This window comes from Polynucleobacter difficilis, assembly GCF_003065365.1.
GTDB classification, from domain to species: domain Bacteria; phylum Pseudomonadota; class Gammaproteobacteria; order Burkholderiales; family Burkholderiaceae; genus Polynucleobacter; species Polynucleobacter difficilis.
Genome location: NZ_CP023276.1, coordinates 704,256 through 720,508, shown reverse-complemented (window position 1 = coordinate 720,508; position 16,253 = coordinate 704,256). Strand labels below are relative to the sequence as shown.

Genomic DNA, 16,253 nt, shown 5'->3' with positions numbered 1-16,253 from the left:
TTAATTAAACAAATAAATACAAAAAAGCTTTATAAATCAAAGCCCTCGAATTGTAGCAGAGATCCGAGGGTAAACGGGGTAATTTTCATCACCCCAAAACCAAGCCATTGAAAATAATTCCAATAAAAACAATGATTTAGATAATATTTAGAGCCGATGTCCTGGCTCAGGGCGCCATTTGGGCATTTAACTTCGCTTGCCGTGGATCGTGCAGCTTATTGAGGGCAGATAAATAGGCCTTAGCCGAAGCAGCGATGATGTCGGGGTCCGTGCCAACGCCGTTCACAATCCGCCCTCCTTTGGCTAAGCGAACCGTGACCTCGCCCTGGGACTGGGTGCCCGAGGTAATGGCATTAACGGAATACAGCAACTGCTCTGCCCCGCTCTTGGCCATGGCCTCGATGGCATTCAGACTGGCATCCACCGGACCATTGCCTTCGGCTTCGGATGTCATCTTCTCGCCGCCCATGTGAAAGACCACCTGCGAGCTGGGCCGCTTACCCGTCTCTGAGTGCTGACTCAAAGAAACAAAGCGATAAAACTCGCTTTCTTCAGCCGAGGCAGAACCGCTGGTAATGGAAATAATGTCTTCATCAAAGATTTCGGACTTTTGGTCGGCCAAGGCTTTAAAGCGTGAGAACGCATCGTTGAGCTCTTCTTCGGTCTCGACCGTAATGCCGAGTTCCTGCAAGCGCTGCTTAAAGGCATTGCGACCCGATAACTTGCCCAGCACAATTTTGTTTGCGGACCAGCCCACATCTTCAGCACGCATGATTTCATAGGTATCGCGGGCTTTTAATACACCGTCTTGATGAATGCCAGAGGCATGGGCAAAGGCATTAGCACCCACCACCGCCTTATTGGGCTGCACCACAAAACCGGTGATTTGCGAAACCAACTTCGATGCCGGCACGATTTGCGTCGCATCAATGCCCACGCTTAAATCAAAATAATCCTTACGGGTACGCAACGCCATCACAATCTCTTCGAGCGCCGTATTGCCGGCACGCTCACCCAAGCCATTGATGGTGCACTCCACTTGCCGGGCCCCACCGATCTTGACGCCCGCCAAGGAGTTAGCAACGCCCATGCCCAAATCGTTGTGGCAATGGACCGACCAAATGGCCTTATCGGAATTGGGGATGCGGGTACGTAAGGTGTGGATGAACTCGCCATAGAGCTCAGGAACCGCATAGCCAACGGTGTCCGGTACGTTAATCGTGGTTGCGCCTTCAGCAATCACTGCTTCGAGTACGCGGCACAAAAAGTCCACTTCCGAGCGGTAGCCGTCTTCGGGCGAGAACTCAATGTCAGCTGCTAAATTGCGGGCAAACCGAATCGATTTTTTGGCCTGTTCAAAAACTTGGTCAGGCGTCATGCGCAACTTCTTTTCCATGTGCAATGGGCTCGTAGCCAAAAAGACATGGATGCGTTTTGCATTGGCTGCCTTGAGGGCATCGGATGCGCGGGTAATGTCGTTTTCATTGGCGCGGGCCAAGGAACACACAATCGAATCCTTGACTGCAGCCGATACCGCTGAAATGGCATCAAAGTCGCCTTCGGAGCTAGCTGCAAAGCCTGCTTCAATCACGTCCACCTTGAGGCGCTCGAGTTGGCGAGCAATACGAACCTTCTCATCTTTGGTCATGGATGCCCCAGGCGATTGTTCGCCATCGCGCAAGGTCGTGTCAAAAATAATTAATTTATCGGTCATCACTGCTCTCCAATCCACTGCAATCATTTAAAAAGAATACGCCAATACAAACTGCAAAATCCAAAACAAAAACCCCAGCAAATTTGCTGGGGCCGGTAAGTCTGCTTGATGATTTACTGCACTTGCATCACCTAAGCGTTACCCGCCCCGAGCCGAAGGCTCAGTGCTAGAAGAAGTAGCTCAATTGCGTGCGTTTTGTTCGTTACCATGAATCTAATATACCTTAATTACCTGTTTAGGTCAGCTTACGACCGCTAAACCGTTCCCAGCCCCAAATCACATAACCCGAAATGGCATAAATCACGAAGATGCCGAACAAGGTTAAGGGCGGATTAGACGAAATCAGAACAAAGGTCAAAATCATCAAGACCATGACGCCAAAGGGAACGCGATATCGAAGATCCAGAGCCTTGCCACTATAAAAACGGGCATTCGATACCATGGTTAAGCCAGCGTAGATGGTGATCAAGAAAGTAACCCATGGGATGGCGCTATCCCGCACCGGAATCTTATTGTCGTCAGCGAGCCAGATAAATCCAGCGATCAATGCGCCTGCCGCTGGGCTAGGCAAACCTTGAAAAAACTTCTTATCAACAACGCCCGTATTGATGTTGAAACGCGCTAAGCGCAAGGCGGCGCCAGCGCAATATGTAAATGCCGCCAACCAGCCCCACTTACCAAAATCTTTGAGAACCCACTCATACGCAACCAATGCGGGGGCAACACCGAAGGACACCATATCAGCCAAGGAATCGTATTGCTCGCCAAAAGCGCTTTGGGTATTGGTCATGCGTGCGATACGGCCATCCATGCCATCCAATACCAAGGATGCAAAGATCGCGATGGCAGCGGTTTCGAACTGGTGGTTCATTGCCTGCACGATCGCAAAGAAGCCGCAGAATAAGGCCGCCGTTGTGAATGCATTGGGCAGCAAATAAATACCCTTGCTGCGGACCCGGGGTTTAACTAATTCAACTTCCTCGACTTCAAAATCAACGGAGTCATCAGACTGGTCCTCTGAATCAGAGCGATTACGCCCGCGTGAAATGCGCGTGCGATCAAGGCGATTACGACGACGAAATGGAGTCAATGCGCTTCCTATATTTACTCAAGTAAATCAGGTGAATCAATCAAGGCCAGGCAAACGAGCCAACGCCGTTCTGGTAGCGGAAACCTTTTCGCCCACACTGACCAAAGGCTCAGCCGTTAAAGGCAAATATACATCGACTCGCGAGCCAAAGCGAATGAAGCCGTAACGGGATCCCCGCTTAACATGCTCACCCACATGGATGTAGCACAAAATGCGCCGTGCAATTAAGCCGGCGACCTGAACCAGGGTAACGGTTTGGCCATTGGCATCAATCACCACGGCGTTGCGTTCATTTTCAACCGAAGCCTTATCCAGCGCGGCATTGACAAACTGCCCCGGGAAATATTGCACCTCTTTAACCAGGCCATTGACCGAGCAGCGATTGGAGTGCACGTTAAATACATTCATGAACACACTAATCTTGATTGCCTCGCGATTGGCATAGGGATCTTGGGTCTTTTCAACCACAACAATGCGACCATCGGCTGGGGATAAAACCAAGTCGCGGCCCAGCGGCGCAATGCGCTGGGGGTCGCGAAAAAACTGCAATACAAAAAAGAAAATAATCCACAGGGGCGAAGCCCATGCAAAACCAGCGTACTGCTGGACTAGCACGGTTGCCACCCCAACGGCTGCCAAATAGGGCCAGCCTTCTTTCGCAATAATGGGGTGGGGATACATCATGGGTGCTTTGCGCCTTTTTGAATGATTATTTAGTTCTTCGACTGATCGACTAACTTGTTCTTTGCAATCCAAGGCATCATCGCGCGCAGTTTCTCGCCGACGATTTCAATTTGGTGCTCTGAATTCAAGCGACGACGGGAGATTAAGGTTGGCGCGCCAGCCTTGTTCTCGAGAATGAAGCTCTTTGCGTATTCGCCAGTCTGAATGTCTTTGAGGCACTGACGCATCGCGTTCTTGGTGTCTTCCGTCACAATGCGCGGACCAGTAACGTACTCACCGTACTCTGCATTGTTTGAAATCGAGTAATTCATATTGGCAATACCGCCCTCGTAGATCAAATCCACAATTAACTTGAGCTCATGCAAGCACTCGAAGTAAGCCATCTCTGGCGCGTAACCGGCTTCAACCAAGGTCTCGTAACCGGCCTTAATGAGTTCGACAGTACCGCCGCAGAGTACAGCCTGCTCACCGAATAAATCGGTTTCGGTTTCTTCGCGGAAATTGGTTTCGATGATGCCGGCACGACCGCCGCCGTTGGCTGTTGCATAGGACAAAGCGAGATCACGAGCCGAACCGGATTTGTCTTGGTAAACCGCGATCAAGTGGGGAACGCCGCCACCTTGGCTATAGGTACCACGCACAGTGTGGCCTGGCGCCTTAGGAGCAATCATGATTACATCCAAATCAGCACGGGGCTGAACTTGGCCGTAATGCACGTTAAAGCCATGGGCAAATGCCAGGGCCGCGCCCTGCTTGATATTGCCATGCACTTCATTCTTATAAACCTCAGCAATTTGCTCATCAGGCAAAAGCATCATGACGATGTCAGCATCTTTTACCGCCTCGGCTACTTCCTTCACAGTCAAGCCAGCATTGGCTGCTTTTTTCCACGAGGCGCCATCTTTGCGCAAACCAACCGTTACTTTGACGCCTGAATCGTTTAAGTTCAATGCATGCGCGTGACCCTGTGAACCATAGCCAATGATGGTGACTTTCTTGCCTTTAATCAGGGATAAATCCGCGTCTTTATCGTAAAAAACTTTCATGCTATTTCCTTATCTTTGAATCGTAATAAATAGGTTAAACAAATGGGTTTATGCGTACATTCCGAGTGAAGCAAATTAGACTTTCAAAATCCGTTCGCCGCGGCCAATGCCTGAGCCACCAGAACGTACGGTTTCTAAAATGGAAGCGCGGTCAATTGAATCAATGAAGGCATCGAGCTTGGAGCCATCACCAGTCAGTTCAATGGTGTAGCTTTTGTCCGTAACATCAATGATGCGGCCGCGGAAGATGTCGGTGGTGCGCTTGAGCTCTTCACGCTCTTTACCTACTGCGCGCACTTTGATCAACATCAGTTCGCGCTCAATGTGCGAACCTTCGGTTAAATCAAATACTTTCACGACTTCAACCAAACGATTGAGGTGCTTAGTGATTTGCTCAATCACATCCTCGGAACCAATCGTCACGATCGTCATGCGCGATAAGGATGGATCCTCTGTCGGCGCAACACTCAAGGTTTCAATGTTGTAACCACGCGCCGAGAATAGACCAACCACACGCGACAACGCGCCCGGCTCATTCTCAAGTAATACCGAAATAATGTGGCGCATTACAGATCCTCACTACCCAAGAGCATTTCAGTAATACCCTTACCGGCTTGCACCATGGGCCACACGTTTTCTTCTGGATCGGTTTGGAAATCCATGAAGACCGTGCGATCTTTCAAGCGAATCGCCTCCTTGAGGGCTGGCTCAACGTCCGCCTTGGTTTCAATCCGCATACCGACGTGACCAAAGGCCTCTGCCAACTTCACAAAGTCAGGCAAAGAATCCATATACGAGCTGGAATAGCGGCGGTTGTAGGTCAGCTCTTGCCACTGACGCACCATACCTAAGTAACGGTTGTTGAGCGACACAATTTTGACAGGCGTGTTGTATTGCTTGCAGGTCGACAGTTCTTGAATGCACATCTGAATCGAGCCTTCGCCCGTGATCGTGAATACATCTTCGTCTGGGAAGGCTTTTTTAATGCCCATGGCATAAGGCAAACCAACACCCATAGTGCCAAGACCACCTGAATTAATCCAGCGACGGGGCTTATTGAACTTGTAAAACTGCGCTGCCCACATTTGATGCTGGCCGACGTCAGAGCAAATAAAAGCATCGCCGCCCGTGAGTTCCCATAACTTTTCTACTACGTACTGGGGCTTCACGATCTGTGAATCACGGTCGTATTTCAAGCAGTCTTTCTTGCGCCACTCGTTAATCTGATCCCACCACTTCGCAAGGTGAGCGCCATTCTTGAGTGGGCCCGCTGCTTTAATTTGGCTGGTCATCTCGACCAACACTTCCTTCAAATTACCAACGATGGGCACATCGACCTTAACGCGCTTAGCAATCACGGATGGATCAATATCAATGTGAATGATCTTGCGTGGGTGGCTCGCAAAGTGCTGCGTATTACCAATCACGCGGTCATCAAAACGCGCGCCAATGGCGATCAATACGTCTGAATGCTGCATGGCCATATTGGCTTCGTAGGTGCCGTGCATACCCAACATGCCCACAAACTGGGGGCTGGTTCCTGGGAAACCGCCCAAACCCATTAAGGTATTGGTTACTGGGTAACCCAGAGCATCAGCAAATGCTTTGAGCTCAGGCGCTGCATCGGACAGAATAACGCCACCACCGGTATAAATGAAGGGACGCTCTGCTTCCTGCAACAAGGAAACCGCTTTGCGAATCTGGCCGCTGTGGCCGCGCAAAACGGGGTTGTAGGAACGCATGGTCAGCTCTTCAGGGTAAATAAACTGACCCTTGGTTGCTGAAATGTCTTTCGGAATATCGACCAGCACGGGGCCAGGTCTTCCGGTCTGAGCAATGTGAAAGGCTTTCTTTAGCGTGAGCGCTAAATCATTAATGTCTTTCACCAAAAAATTGTGTTTGACGATGGGTCGCGTAATGCCAACCGTATCGGCTTCTTGGAACGCGTCCTCACCAATCGCATAGGTAGGCACGTTACCGGTAATGATGACCATCGGAATGGAGTCGGTATAGGCAGTAGCAATTCCAGTGACGGCATTGGTAACACCAGGACCGGAGGTCACTAATGCAACCCCTACTTTGCCTGTAGCACGGGCATAACCATCGGCAGCGTGAACGGCCGCTTGCTCGTGGCGCACCAATATGTGCTCAAACTTGTCTTGCTTGTAGATTTCATCGTAGATGAACAGAACGGCTCCACCGGGGTATCCCCAGACAAACTCGACGCCTTCGGCATGCAGGGCATGGACGAGCATCTCGGCACCAATCATTTCAGGTCCGGTTTTGGTAGGAATTGGGGTGGAATCAGCCTTGGAGGCTAAAGATTCGGCGCTGCTGGTATTCATTGGTAAGGTCCTTTGCAATTTTCGGCAAAAAATTGTTTAGGCTGCTCTGTCCCGTGCTTGTGGCCCGAGTTCGAACGGCGCTTGAACTGAATAAAAAACCGCTTCTTGGACGGCCCTCTAATCGGTGAACCTTCAATTATAAAGCAATACCCTAAAATAGAGGCATTCTTCCTACACAAGGCCTTCCAGTTTTTGCATGGCATCTGCCCCCGAACTCGCTGATTTTCTCAGTAGCGTTGAAAAACGCGCATTCAAACAGGCTGTTTACGCTGTGCGGGATGAGGACGCGGCATTGGACATCGTTCAGGACGCCATGATCAAGCTGGCCGAAAAATACGGGGATAAACCTAGCACAGAACTGCCCCTGCTCTTTACCCGCATCCTTCAAAACCGCATCCATGACTGGTTTAGGCGCCAAAAGGTGCGGAATGCCTGGGTTACCCTTTTCTCCAATATGGGCAAAAAATCGGATGAATCCGATGATTACGACCCCTTAGAGCAGCTCCAAGCGGCCGATGACAGCCAAATTCACCAAGATGGTGCCCAAAAGTTGGAGCAAAGCCAGCTTTTGCGTAGTCTAGAGGCTGAAATAGCAAAATTACCAGCGCGTCAACGAGAAGCCTTCTTGATGCGTTATTGGGATGAGCTAAGCATTGCGGAAACTGCCCAAATTATGGGTTGCAGTGAGGGAAGCGTCAAAACCCATTGTTCCAGAGCAACACAAACTTTAGCTAATGCATTGAAAATAAAAGGAATTTCATTATGAACCGCGACCAAGACCCCCAATTTGAGCTAGATCGAATTGGCAGCGCCGTGCGTGAATGCCTCGACGGTTCAATAGCGCAATTACCCAGCCGCGTGACCGATCGCCTGTATCTCGCACGCCTTGCCGCTATGGCAGCGCGCAAGCCAGAATACCTGCCGCAATTGCAGCAGGTATTGCGCCCCCAATTGGCCTTAAATCAGGGTGGCAATAGCAGCCAGCCCTCCTCCCAATGGAGTCGTTTAAGCTGGTTTGCGCCCTTCATTGTCCTGGCCTTCGGCTTATTGGCGATTTCCGAGTGGCAGCAAGACGCGCGCATCAACGACATTGCTGCGGTGGACATTGCCCTTCTATCGGATGACGTCCCGCCAGACGCTTATATGGACAGTGGCTTTCTGGCGTTCTTAAAACTCAGCAGCCACGCCAAGCGCGAGCTGGAGACCGGCAACTCCGAGAAGACTGATGCTCCAGTCGATCCATCCTAACTGAGGCAAGAAACACAGCGCCATGCCATCCACGCTCTTCCCAAACAGTCCATCTGCGCTTGCTGCAAAGCGAGTTGCATACGGCTGGAGTCTGGGGGCGCTTCTACTGGTGTTTAGCCTTCTGGCTATTGGTCCCGTGAATCAAGTAGCGGCTCAAACCAAACAGCCGGCCGCAGCCAGCGCCCCAAAGCACAGCGGCAATTGGGATGACTTAAGCGCAGTACAACAAAAGATCTTGGCGCCACTCGAAGAAGATTGGAGCTACCTGTCCAAAGAACGTCGGCAAAAATGGATTCAGGTTGCCAATCTTTACCCCAAGATGAAACGGGCCGATCAGGAACGCTTGCAATCGCGTATGAACGAGTGGGCCAAACTCTCGCAAAAAGATCGCCGCATCGCGCGCGACAATTACCTCAGCAGCTTGCGCTTCCCTGCGGAAGAAAAGGCCTCCGCATGGCAGGCCTACCAGCAACTCAGTCCGGAAGATAAGAAAAAATTGGCGGCCAAGGAAGACAATAAGAAAAAGCCGACCGCGGCTAGCTCGCCCACGCTGCAAAACCGCCCCAACGTCTTGCCCGTTATAACGCCCGCTGCTGCGCCCAACGAAGATGAAGGCGCATGAGCCAGGCCCCTTTGAACAGTGCTAGCAGTTCCGTTGACACCCCACTCACTGCATTACCCTCACCCGGATTTTGGAAGCGGGTCTTCTGCATTCTCTATGAGCAACTGATCTTATTGGGCGTGATTGCCCTGCTCTTCTTATTACCCAACCTCGTACTGGGCATTATTTTTGGTGTATCGCTTCCCAGTTGGTTAACGTTTTTCTATTTATACGCCGTGCTGGCCCTTTATTTTGTTTGGTACTGGACACATACCGGCCAAACATTAGCGATGCAAACCTGGCGTGTGAAATTGGTGAACGTCTCCGGCGCCCGCCTCACCCGCAGGCAAGCCTTATGGCGCTACGTTTACGGCTCGCTATGGCTTGTACCTTGTATTTTGATTCAGGCCAGTGCAGAACTGCAAAAGTGGGGAATCATCAGCTTACTGTTTGCGGTATCGCTATTTCTGTGGCCGCTCTCCATTTACTTGGATCCGCGTCACCGCCAAAGCATTCCCGATCGACTGGGCAAAACAAAATTAATCCAGCTGCCCAAAATGGAAAAGCGAAAGTAAAACTACTTCGCTAAGTGACTTAGGCTTCTCGCAAACAATCAATTGCCGTAGCCCGCTGGATCTTCCGCTGGAATTGGTAGCCCGCAATCACACAAGCGACTAGTCCAAACGCAACTCCCATCGCGATTGACGATGCAAAGGAATTGAATTCAATTTCAAGTACAAAATGCCCCAATGCCCAGGCGGCCATCGCAGCAGCAAACCCACCCAAGAGACCGGCTAAGCCACCGACAATTGCCAATTCAATACTGGCAATCGCAGCCAGCGTAGGACTCGAAGCGCCGACTGCTTTAAGGAGCGCGGCATCCCGAAAGCGCTCATCTTGCGTTGCTGAAATCGCCGCAAACAATACCAAGATAGCCGCCGCAATCGTGAATGTGAACAAGAGGCCCAAGGCAGCGCCCAAGCGATTCAAGACATCTTGGATTTGTTGCAAGGAGTTCGCCACATCCACTACGGTAATGTTTGGATAGCGCTGAGTTAAGCGGAAGTCCTGTACTTCGATGGATGGTGGCTGGTAATACGCGGTAATCCAGGATTGTGGCAAGTCTTGCAAGAGTACTGGCGGCATGATCACAAAGAAATTGACGCGCATGGAGCCCCACTCCAATGAACGTAACGATGTAATTTCAGCGCTGACGGTCTCGCCAGCAATCTCAAATGCCAATCGATCGCCCAGTTTTAATCCCAAGGTTTTGGCAATACCAGTCTCGACGGAGATTTGCGGCTTATCTTGTGTAAACCAGTTACCAGCAATCACCTGATTGCCATCCGGCAAATCCATGGTGTACGACAAATTAAACTCGCGATCCACTAAACGGCGCGCATTGTCTTTGCTGTAATCGCTCGGCATCACTGCGCGGTTATTGATTTCCACTAAACGGCCGCGCACCATGGGATATAAATCGGGCTTGCTAAGACCGGCTGCTACAAGGTCTTGCGTTAAGGCATCGCGTTGATCATTCTGAATATTAATCACAAAGCGGTTCGGCGCATCGACCGGCACATTGCCTTGCCAGGTTTTTAGTAAATCCTGTCGCAAGAGCAAAATGATTAAGAGAGCCATCAAGGCAATCGCTAATGCAGTAATTTGCATCACCGCAAAGGCGGGGCTACGCGCCTGCGCACGCAATGCAAAACGGCCTGCAAATCCAAGTCGGCTGAGTATCCCGCTCACAGAAGAGCGCGCCAACAATTTCAGAGCGATCAAGGATAGCAATGCGAATACGGCAATCGCACCACCAAAACTCAAACCAACCCAACTAGCGAGCTTCCAGTCACGCGCCGCCCACAGCAGCAACACAGCAAAACTGAAGAGCCCCAATAAAGCAACCCAGCGCGCCGCCACCGGCACTCCGCTCAACTCACGGCGAACCAAACGCACCGGTGAAATCTGTACCAAGGTAAGCAACGGAGGTCCTGCAAAGCCTAGCAATAAAAACCAGGAGAGCAGCGCGCTCCATAGAACTGGCCACAGCGATGGCGGAGGTAAATCGGCCAATAATAAATTACCCAAGAACCACATCAGCCCATACTGAATCAGCCAACCGACTGCAATTCCAAATGCAGCGGCCAATAAACCCAACAAGGCTAGTGTTTTCAGTTGCTGGCGCAGGATCGTGCCCTGCGTGGCGCCCAGGCACTTCATCACCGCGCAGACGTTGGCCTGGCGCACCACGTAACGGCGCGCTGCTAACGCAATCGCGACTGCAGAAACCATGGCCGTTAACAATGCAATCAAGGATAAAAAACGCTCAGCGCGATCGAGCGTTTTGCGCATCACCGGCTGACCCGTTTCCAGGGTTTCAATACGCATGCCGCGCAACTGATCTGACTCGATGGCATTCACCACCCAGTTTTGATAATCGGCAACGGCTGCATTGGATCCCGCAACGAGCAAGCGATAGGTCACTCGACTCCCCAAGCCAAGCAACTCCGTCTTGGGTAAATCCTCTAAAGCGATCATCACCCGCGGGGCAAAGTTCATAAACGCCGCGCCGCGATCGAGTTCACGCAACAAGACAGCATCAATACGCAGGCGTGCCTGCCCTAATGCAACGGTATCGCCAATCTTGGCTTGCAAGACTTCCAGTAAGGCCGGATCAACCCAGGCATTACCGGGTGCCGGGCCATTGCTGCTATTCACTTTATCTTTGTTCTGGGGATTTGTACTGCGGCTAATTTGCAGCTCCCCACGCAAGGGGTAGTCACTACTGACGGATTTGAGTGACGATAACTTCCCCCGCTCACCTACCGTTGCCATGCTTGGGAAAACCACCGTTTGCGCAATCGATAGTTTGCGGTCTTTAGCTGCCTCTATAAATCGGGCTGGAATGGGCTGATCGGCAGCAATCAATAAATCGGCTGCTAACAGTTGGCGCGCATCAAACTCAAACGCCCGTTGCATCCGGTCGGCTAAAAAGCCGACACTGGAAAGAGCGGCAACCGAAAGGCTGAGTGCAATCCCAAGCCACAGCAATTCGGGCGACTGCAGGTCTCGCCTAAACCACCTCCATGCCTGCTGAATCACGACTCGCTCAAATCCCCTGAATCTGTCCGCCATCCACGCGAATGACAGAACCAGTGATGTACGAGGCATTGGCACTCGCTAAGAATGCAGCGGTATCGCCATACTCTTTTGGATCTCCATAGCGTCCTGCTGGTATTAACTTAATGCTCGCAGCCACCGCCGCCTCGTATGGAATATTCTCACGCTTGGCCCGCGCTTCATCCAATTGGCGCAAGCGGTCGGTTGCAACCCGGCCTGGCATGATCACATTGACGGTAATGCCCTCGCTCGCCACTTCGGCAGCCAAGGTCTTAGACCAAGCCAGCAAGGATGCGCGCAGGGTATTGGAGATTGCTAAGTTTTTAATCGGGGCAATTGCACCCGATGTCGTGCTCGTCATAATCCGGCCCCAACCGCGCTGGCGCATGCCGGGTAATACGCGATCCGTGATGGCAATGAGTGAAAGCACCATGTCATTAAAGCTCTTTGCCCATAAGAGTGGGTCTTGCCCTGCTGCGGGGGTTGGCGCTGGACCGCCGGTGTTATTAATCAAAATATCAATCGGTCCTAACGCAGCTTCCACCTTGGAAACATGCGCATCGATGACCGATAAGTCGGATAGATCCCAATTCAGGGCCATCGCCTTACCGCCGGCTGCTTCGATCATTGCCACCGTTTGCGCAAGCCCTTCTGGATTACGCCCTGTCACTGCAACATTGACACCCTCACGAGCGAGCGCCACTGCCATGGCCTGACCTAATCCACGGCTCGATGCCAAGACCAGCGCTGTTTTTCCTTTAATACCTAAGTCCATTTTCTCTTCCTTAAACGCAATAACAACGTGTAGATAGCACTGTAGCCTAAAAGCGCTTAGCCTCGCTCGATAACGACTAAAGCACTTTATTTGCGAATGATTGGCTTGGGTAAATTGGCCGACGCCGCAAAGAGATCAGCCTCCAACCGCTGCAAGATCTCGGCAAGCGCGCGTTGCTGGCCCAATACCAAGGTTTGTGGCTGGTTATTCGCCAATGCAACGCGCTGCGTATAGCGCTTCGCTGTAATCAATGGCGTTGGCAGATTAGGATTGGTCACCGTCAAAAAGAACTGAACAGACACTACCGCCTCCGGTTTTCCGCGGTAATCGCCGTAGAGCTCATCGATGGTTGCCTGCAGTGTGTAGAACGGGAAAAAACTAGTACCCTGCGCTACCGTAATACGAAAGATGCCGGATTGATCAAGCCACTGGCGTGTTGCATTCGAGAACATGCTGCTTGGCGTTGCAATATAAGCGTTGTAAAAGTCTTTTTCATATTGCTGGTCGCCTAGACGGTATACCAAGGACTTGGTATCGAACGGTGTGGTTACGGAGAATGACCCCATCTTTAACCACAGTGGCGATTGCATCGTGCGCGGGGCGCCAGTGCGCTCTGGTGCCACTAACCAATTTGCCGTGTCAATTGAGGGTCGGGTAGGCGCACAGGCCAGCAAGCTAAATGCGGCCACCGCAAGCAAAGTGAAACTGGCGATGCGCTTAAGAAACGCAGTGGCGCTGCTATGCAATGGATGAATGGTGAGTGGGCTCATTTTTGTACTCCGGTCGTACCAGTATTGGCTGGCAGTTGAATGCGGGCTGGTGGCTCGCCCCAAATTAAAGAAGACGGAGAGCGACTGGCAACCCGCATTAAATCATTGAGCTGCTCACTGGCTTGCTTGAGATTTTCGATGGTGATCGCGGTATCGCCCTGCGCACTACTCAACATTTGCCGCAAGACCACAGCGCTAGCAACCAGTTCTTGGATGAGTAGTTCTAACTCAGCATTGCTGGTCACACTATTCATCTTGGCAAGCAAGGTGTTGAGTTCCTGCACAGACTGGGCCATCCCTTGATTGCCTTTGCCGCTTCCAGCTAATACGGCATTGAGATTGGTGACCAGGGAATCAAATTTTTGCTGGGTTTCTGCCAAATTCAATGCACTTAAATTAGTCACCACTTTTTGCAATCCCGTAAAGATCTCATCTGCAGGACTGGGTAGCGATGGAATAACTGGATATTCTGGCTTCCACGTGTAAGTGAGAGTGGGGTATTCTGAGTTGGGCGCCTCAAAATCAAGTTCAATGTAATTGACGCCAGTAATGCCCATGGTCTTGACTCTAGCCCTGAGGTTGGCAGCAACATTATTATTTGAGCCGCCAAAATATTCTTTCGGGTCGCCATTAATCAGCATACGTACGATGACGTATGCCTTACGCTGCGGCAGTGGAACATTTTTTTCGTAGATTTCGCCAGTCAAGCCGACGGATATCACCTGCCCCACTTTGACACCCCGGAATCGAACCGACGCGCCATTATCTAATCCGGTAACAGATTGCTTGATGTAGGTTTCGACTTCAAACGTTTTCTGAAAGATTTGCCCGGATCCAAAAACCAGAATCAGGGCAATCAGTGCGCCGATAGCGGCCAACACAAATAAGCCGAGGCGAAAATAATTGGGATTGGAGTTGCTCATACCGCTTCCTTACTCATAATGCGATTAAAGAATTGATGGACGCGCGGATCGGAACTTTGATCCCGCAACACTTTTGGCTCGCCTTCTGCAATGATGCCTTTGCTTGCCTTGTCCAACATAATCACCCGATTGGCGATGGAATAGATGCTGGCCAGCTCATGTGACACGATAACAAAAGTAATCCCTAAGTTTTGCGATAAATCCAAAATAGTGCGATCGAGGTCAGCCGAGGTAATCGGGTCTAGGCCCGCCGATGGCTCATCTAAAAACAGAATCTTGGGATCCAGCGCCATCGCTCTTGCAATCGCGGCCCGCTTTTGCATGCCGCCACTGATCTCGCTGGGCATGTACTGCTCGTAAGGCAAAAGGCCGACTAAATCTAGCTTACAGCGGGCAAGTAAATTCATTTGCTCGCGCTCTAAGGTGGTGTACTCCTCCATAAATAGAGTGACGTTTTCGAGTAAATTCATCGAACCAAACAAGGCGCCCTGCTGATACATCACCCCAAAGTGCGTCATGATTTTTTGGCGATCTTCACCATGGGCATCAGTAATGTCCTGGCCTTCAATGAGCACGCTGCCCGCCAGGGGCTCGTATAGACCAAAGAGGTTCTTTAATAGACTTGACTTACCGCAGCCCGAGCCGCCCAGAATCACAAAGATCTCGCCTTCATTCACCGAGAAATTGAGGTTTTGCAGCAGAACATTCTGCCCATAGCCAACCGAGAGATTGCGTACGTCAATGGCGGCCATCAGAAATCCGTCTTATACGAGATATAGGCAAACACACCGTCTACCAAGACAATCATGACGATGCTGCTGACCACAGCCCGCGTCGCTGAAATACCCACTGCGGCTGCACCTGTTCCGGTTTGCATGCCGCGCATGCAGCCTACCGCCGCAATCACGATGCCAAACAACACAGACTTGGTTAGACCCGAGAACACATCTTCCAGATCGACAGTGTTAAGTACTCCGTCATAAAAATTCACTAGGGGTACGCCATAAGCCACCATCGTCAGCGAAGAAGCAAAGACGCTGACGATATCGGCATACAGGGTCAAGATCGGCGCCACTAAGATCCCAGCAAGCACCCGCGGTACCACTAAGAAGCGCACCGGGCTGAGGCCGCCGGTAACCAAAGCATCGACTTCGCTATTGACGGTCATGGTGCCAATTTCCGCAGCAAAGGCTGCAGATGAGCGTCCCGCCAACAAGATGGCCGTAATTAAAGGTCCGAGCTCTCGAAAGATTCCCAAGGCAACAATCGGACCCACAAAGGTAATCGCACCAAACTTCTGCATACCAATAGCGGACTGAAACGACAGAATCACGCCAATCAGAAACGCAACCAAACCAACAATCGGCAAAGCCGCTACGCCCGCCTGAAAAGCCGCATTCACAAAGTCACCCCAGCGCACTTGGCGGGGATGCAATAAGGCCCAAACTAAATCGGCCGTCACATGGCCAGCAAAGGTAATGATCGAAGCCACATCTTTTAAGAAGAGGCTACTTGCACGGCCCACTGCAACTACAAAACCTTCTTTCGGTTTGGGTGTCGCTACCGGGAACAACTTGCCGATGGGATCAAATTGCTGCAGCAACGGTAAATAGCGCTTGTCTAAACCAGTCAAGGCGAAGGTACTGCCGCTATTTTGTTGAGTCGCCTGCAGATCAATCAAAAAAGCCACGCCAGCGCCATCCAGGTATTCCACCTGCGATGCATCGACACTCAGTGTCTTTTGGCCAGCTGTCTGCCCCAGCCACGCATCCTGATTCTGGCGAACGGCAGTCCAAGTGCCACCCAAGGCATAAACATCAATCCTGCCCCGCAGCACTAATTGCGCATGCGTGCCGTCCATAACCTTCCAGTCAAATGGGGGCAAGGTGGATAGAGAGTTGTTCATGGTGCGCTTATCTAGGGGGCGAATATTG

General features: G+C 51.3%; 16 protein-coding genes. 4 read left to right on the top strand and 12 right to left on the bottom strand.

The features are described from left to right. Nucleotides 1–166 precede the first annotated feature (166 nt). From AOC34_RS03700 to AOC34_RS03675, 6 genes are all read right to left on the bottom strand, one after another. A complete protein-coding gene (locus AOC34_RS03700) occupies nt 167–1,714 on the bottom strand; it encodes a 2-isopropylmalate synthase (protein WP_108470030.1) in 1,548 nt (515 codons plus the stop codon). 235 nt (nt 1,715–1,949) lie between these two features. Next, nucleotides 1,950–2,804, bottom strand: a complete 855-nt coding sequence (pssA, locus tag AOC34_RS03695; RefSeq protein ID WP_199908317.1) for a CDP-diacylglycerol--serine O-phosphatidyltransferase — start codon at nt 2,802–2,804, stop codon at nt 1,950–1,952. Between the two features lie 36 nt (nt 2,805–2,840). After that, a complete protein-coding gene (locus AOC34_RS03690; RefSeq protein WP_108468827.1) occupies nt 2,841–3,488 on the bottom strand; it encodes a phosphatidylserine decarboxylase in 648 nt (215 codons plus the stop codon). Between the two features lie 29 nt (nt 3,489–3,517). Continuing rightward, nucleotides 3,518–4,534: a ketol-acid reductoisomerase gene (gene ilvC, locus AOC34_RS03685; RefSeq protein WP_108468826.1), complete on the bottom strand. Its 1,017-nt coding sequence runs from the start codon at nt 4,532–4,534 to the stop codon at nt 3,518–3,520. A gap of 75 nt (nt 4,535–4,609) precedes the next feature. Then, entirely contained in the window at nt 4,610–5,101 is a 492-nt protein-coding gene (ilvN, locus tag AOC34_RS03680) for an acetolactate synthase small subunit (protein ID WP_108468825.1), read from the bottom strand. Then, the gene (locus AOC34_RS03675) at nt 5,101–6,879 is read right to left on the bottom strand and encodes an acetolactate synthase 3 catalytic subunit (RefSeq protein ID WP_108468824.1); all 1,779 of its coding nucleotides are present in this window, start codon (nt 6,877–6,879) and stop codon (nt 5,101–5,103) included. The genes ilvN and AOC34_RS03675 overlap by 1 nt, the downstream gene beginning before the upstream one ends. Before the next feature lie 196 nt (nt 6,880–7,075). Here AOC34_RS03675 and AOC34_RS03670 point away from each other — a divergent pair, with 196 nt between their 5' ends. From AOC34_RS03670 to AOC34_RS03655, 4 genes are read left to right on the top strand one after another with little or no spacing between them, the layout of a single operon-like run. Beyond that, nucleotides 7,076–7,645: an RNA polymerase sigma factor gene (locus AOC34_RS03670; RefSeq protein ID WP_108468823.1), complete on the top strand. Its 570-nt coding sequence runs from the start codon at nt 7,076–7,078 to the stop codon at nt 7,643–7,645. Next, on the top strand, nt 7,642–8,127 hold the full coding sequence (locus AOC34_RS03665) for a DUF3619 family protein (RefSeq protein ID WP_108468822.1): 486 nt from the start codon (nt 7,642–7,644) through the stop codon (nt 8,125–8,127). The genes AOC34_RS03670 and AOC34_RS03665 overlap by 4 nt, the downstream gene beginning before the upstream one ends. Before the next feature lie 22 nt (nt 8,128–8,149). Further along, the gene (locus AOC34_RS03660; RefSeq protein WP_108468821.1) at nt 8,150–8,749 is read left to right on the top strand and encodes a DUF3106 domain-containing protein; all 600 of its coding nucleotides are present in this window, start codon (nt 8,150–8,152) and stop codon (nt 8,747–8,749) included. Then, nucleotides 8,746–9,303, top strand: a complete 558-nt coding sequence (locus AOC34_RS03655) for an RDD family protein (protein ID WP_108468820.1) — start codon at nt 8,746–8,748, stop codon at nt 9,301–9,303. The genes AOC34_RS03660 and AOC34_RS03655 overlap by 4 nt, the downstream gene beginning before the upstream one ends. A 19-nt stretch (nt 9,304–9,322) precedes the next feature. On the opposite strand, the gene AOC34_RS03650 is transcribed toward AOC34_RS03655, so the two are convergent. The 6 genes from AOC34_RS03650 to AOC34_RS03625 all read right to left on the bottom strand — a co-directional run bounded on the left by AOC34_RS03650 (nt 9,323) and on the right by AOC34_RS03625 (nt 16,225). Further along, nucleotides 9,323–11,866 carry an ABC transporter permease gene (locus tag AOC34_RS03650; protein ID WP_108468819.1) on the bottom strand — a complete coding sequence of 848 codons (2,544 nt, stop codon included), beginning with the start codon at nt 11,864–11,866 and terminating at the stop codon, nt 9,323–9,325. Then, nucleotides 11,841–12,626, bottom strand: coding sequence for an SDR family oxidoreductase (locus AOC34_RS03645; RefSeq protein ID WP_108468818.1), 786 nt, complete (start codon nt 12,624–12,626; stop codon nt 11,841–11,843). Before AOC34_RS03645 ends, AOC34_RS03650 begins: the two co-directional genes overlap by 26 nt. A gap of 86 nt (nt 12,627–12,712) precedes the next feature. Next, nucleotides 12,713–13,396 (bottom strand): ABC-type transport auxiliary lipoprotein family protein, encoded by a 684-nt coding sequence (locus tag AOC34_RS03640; RefSeq protein ID WP_108468817.1) that lies wholly within the window; start codon nt 13,394–13,396, stop codon nt 12,713–12,715. Continuing rightward, on the bottom strand, nt 13,393–14,319 hold the full coding sequence (locus tag AOC34_RS03635) for an MlaD family protein (protein ID WP_108468816.1): 927 nt from the start codon (nt 14,317–14,319) through the stop codon (nt 13,393–13,395). The genes AOC34_RS03640 and AOC34_RS03635 overlap by 4 nt, the downstream gene beginning before the upstream one ends. Further along, entirely contained in the window at nt 14,316–15,071 is a 756-nt protein-coding gene (locus tag AOC34_RS03630) for an ABC transporter ATP-binding protein (RefSeq protein ID WP_199908316.1), read from the bottom strand. Before AOC34_RS03630 ends, AOC34_RS03635 begins: the two co-directional genes overlap by 4 nt. After that, nucleotides 15,071–16,225, bottom strand: coding sequence for an ABC transporter permease (locus tag AOC34_RS03625; RefSeq protein ID WP_108468814.1), 1,155 nt, complete (start codon nt 16,223–16,225; stop codon nt 15,071–15,073). Before AOC34_RS03625 ends, AOC34_RS03630 begins: the two co-directional genes overlap by 1 nt. Between the last annotated feature and the right edge of the window lie 28 nt (nt 16,226–16,253).

Bases quoted from the DNA above. Each gene is read 5' to 3' on its own strand.
- AOC34_RS03700 (WP_108470030.1), bottom strand. From the start codon at position 1,714: ATGACCGATAAATTAATTATTTTTGACACGACCTTGCGCGATGGCGAA.
- AOC34_RS03690 (WP_108468827.1), bottom strand. From the start codon at position 3,488: ATGATGTATCCCCACCCCATTATTGCGAAAGAAGGCTGGCCCTATTTG.
- ilvC (WP_108468826.1), bottom strand. From the start codon at position 4,534: ATGAAAGTTTTTTACGATAAAGACGCGGATTTATCCCTGATTAAAGGC.
- ilvN (WP_108468825.1), bottom strand. From the start codon at position 5,101: ATGCGCCACATTATTTCGGTATTACTTGAGAATGAGCCGGGCGCGTTG.
- AOC34_RS03675 (WP_108468824.1), bottom strand. From the start codon at position 6,879: ATGAATACCAGCAGCGCCGAATCTTTAGCCTCCAAGGCTGATTCCACC.
- AOC34_RS03670 (WP_108468823.1), top strand. From the start codon at position 7,076: ATGGCATCTGCCCCCGAACTCGCTGATTTTCTCAGTAGCGTTGAAAAA.
- AOC34_RS03665 (WP_108468822.1), top strand. From the start codon at position 7,642: ATGAACCGCGACCAAGACCCCCAATTTGAGCTAGATCGAATTGGCAGC.
- AOC34_RS03660 (WP_108468821.1), top strand. From the start codon at position 8,150: ATGCCATCCACGCTCTTCCCAAACAGTCCATCTGCGCTTGCTGCAAAG.
- AOC34_RS03655 (WP_108468820.1), top strand. From the start codon at position 8,746: ATGAGCCAGGCCCCTTTGAACAGTGCTAGCAGTTCCGTTGACACCCCA.
- AOC34_RS03650 (WP_108468819.1), bottom strand. From the start codon at position 11,866: ATGGCGGACAGATTCAGGGGATTTGAGCGAGTCGTGATTCAGCAGGCA.
- AOC34_RS03645 (WP_108468818.1), bottom strand. From the start codon at position 12,626: ATGGACTTAGGTATTAAAGGAAAAACAGCGCTGGTCTTGGCATCGAGC.
- AOC34_RS03640 (WP_108468817.1), bottom strand. From the start codon at position 13,396: ATGAGCCCACTCACCATTCATCCATTGCATAGCAGCGCCACTGCGTTT.
- AOC34_RS03635 (WP_108468816.1), bottom strand. From the start codon at position 14,319: ATGAGCAACTCCAATCCCAATTATTTTCGCCTCGGCTTATTTGTGTTG.
- AOC34_RS03630 (WP_199908316.1), bottom strand. From the start codon at position 15,071: ATGGCCGCCATTGACGTACGCAATCTCTCGGTTGGCTATGGGCAGAAT.
- AOC34_RS03625 (WP_108468814.1), bottom strand. From the start codon at position 16,225: ATGAACAACTCTCTATCCACCTTGCCCCCATTTGACTGGAAGGTTATG.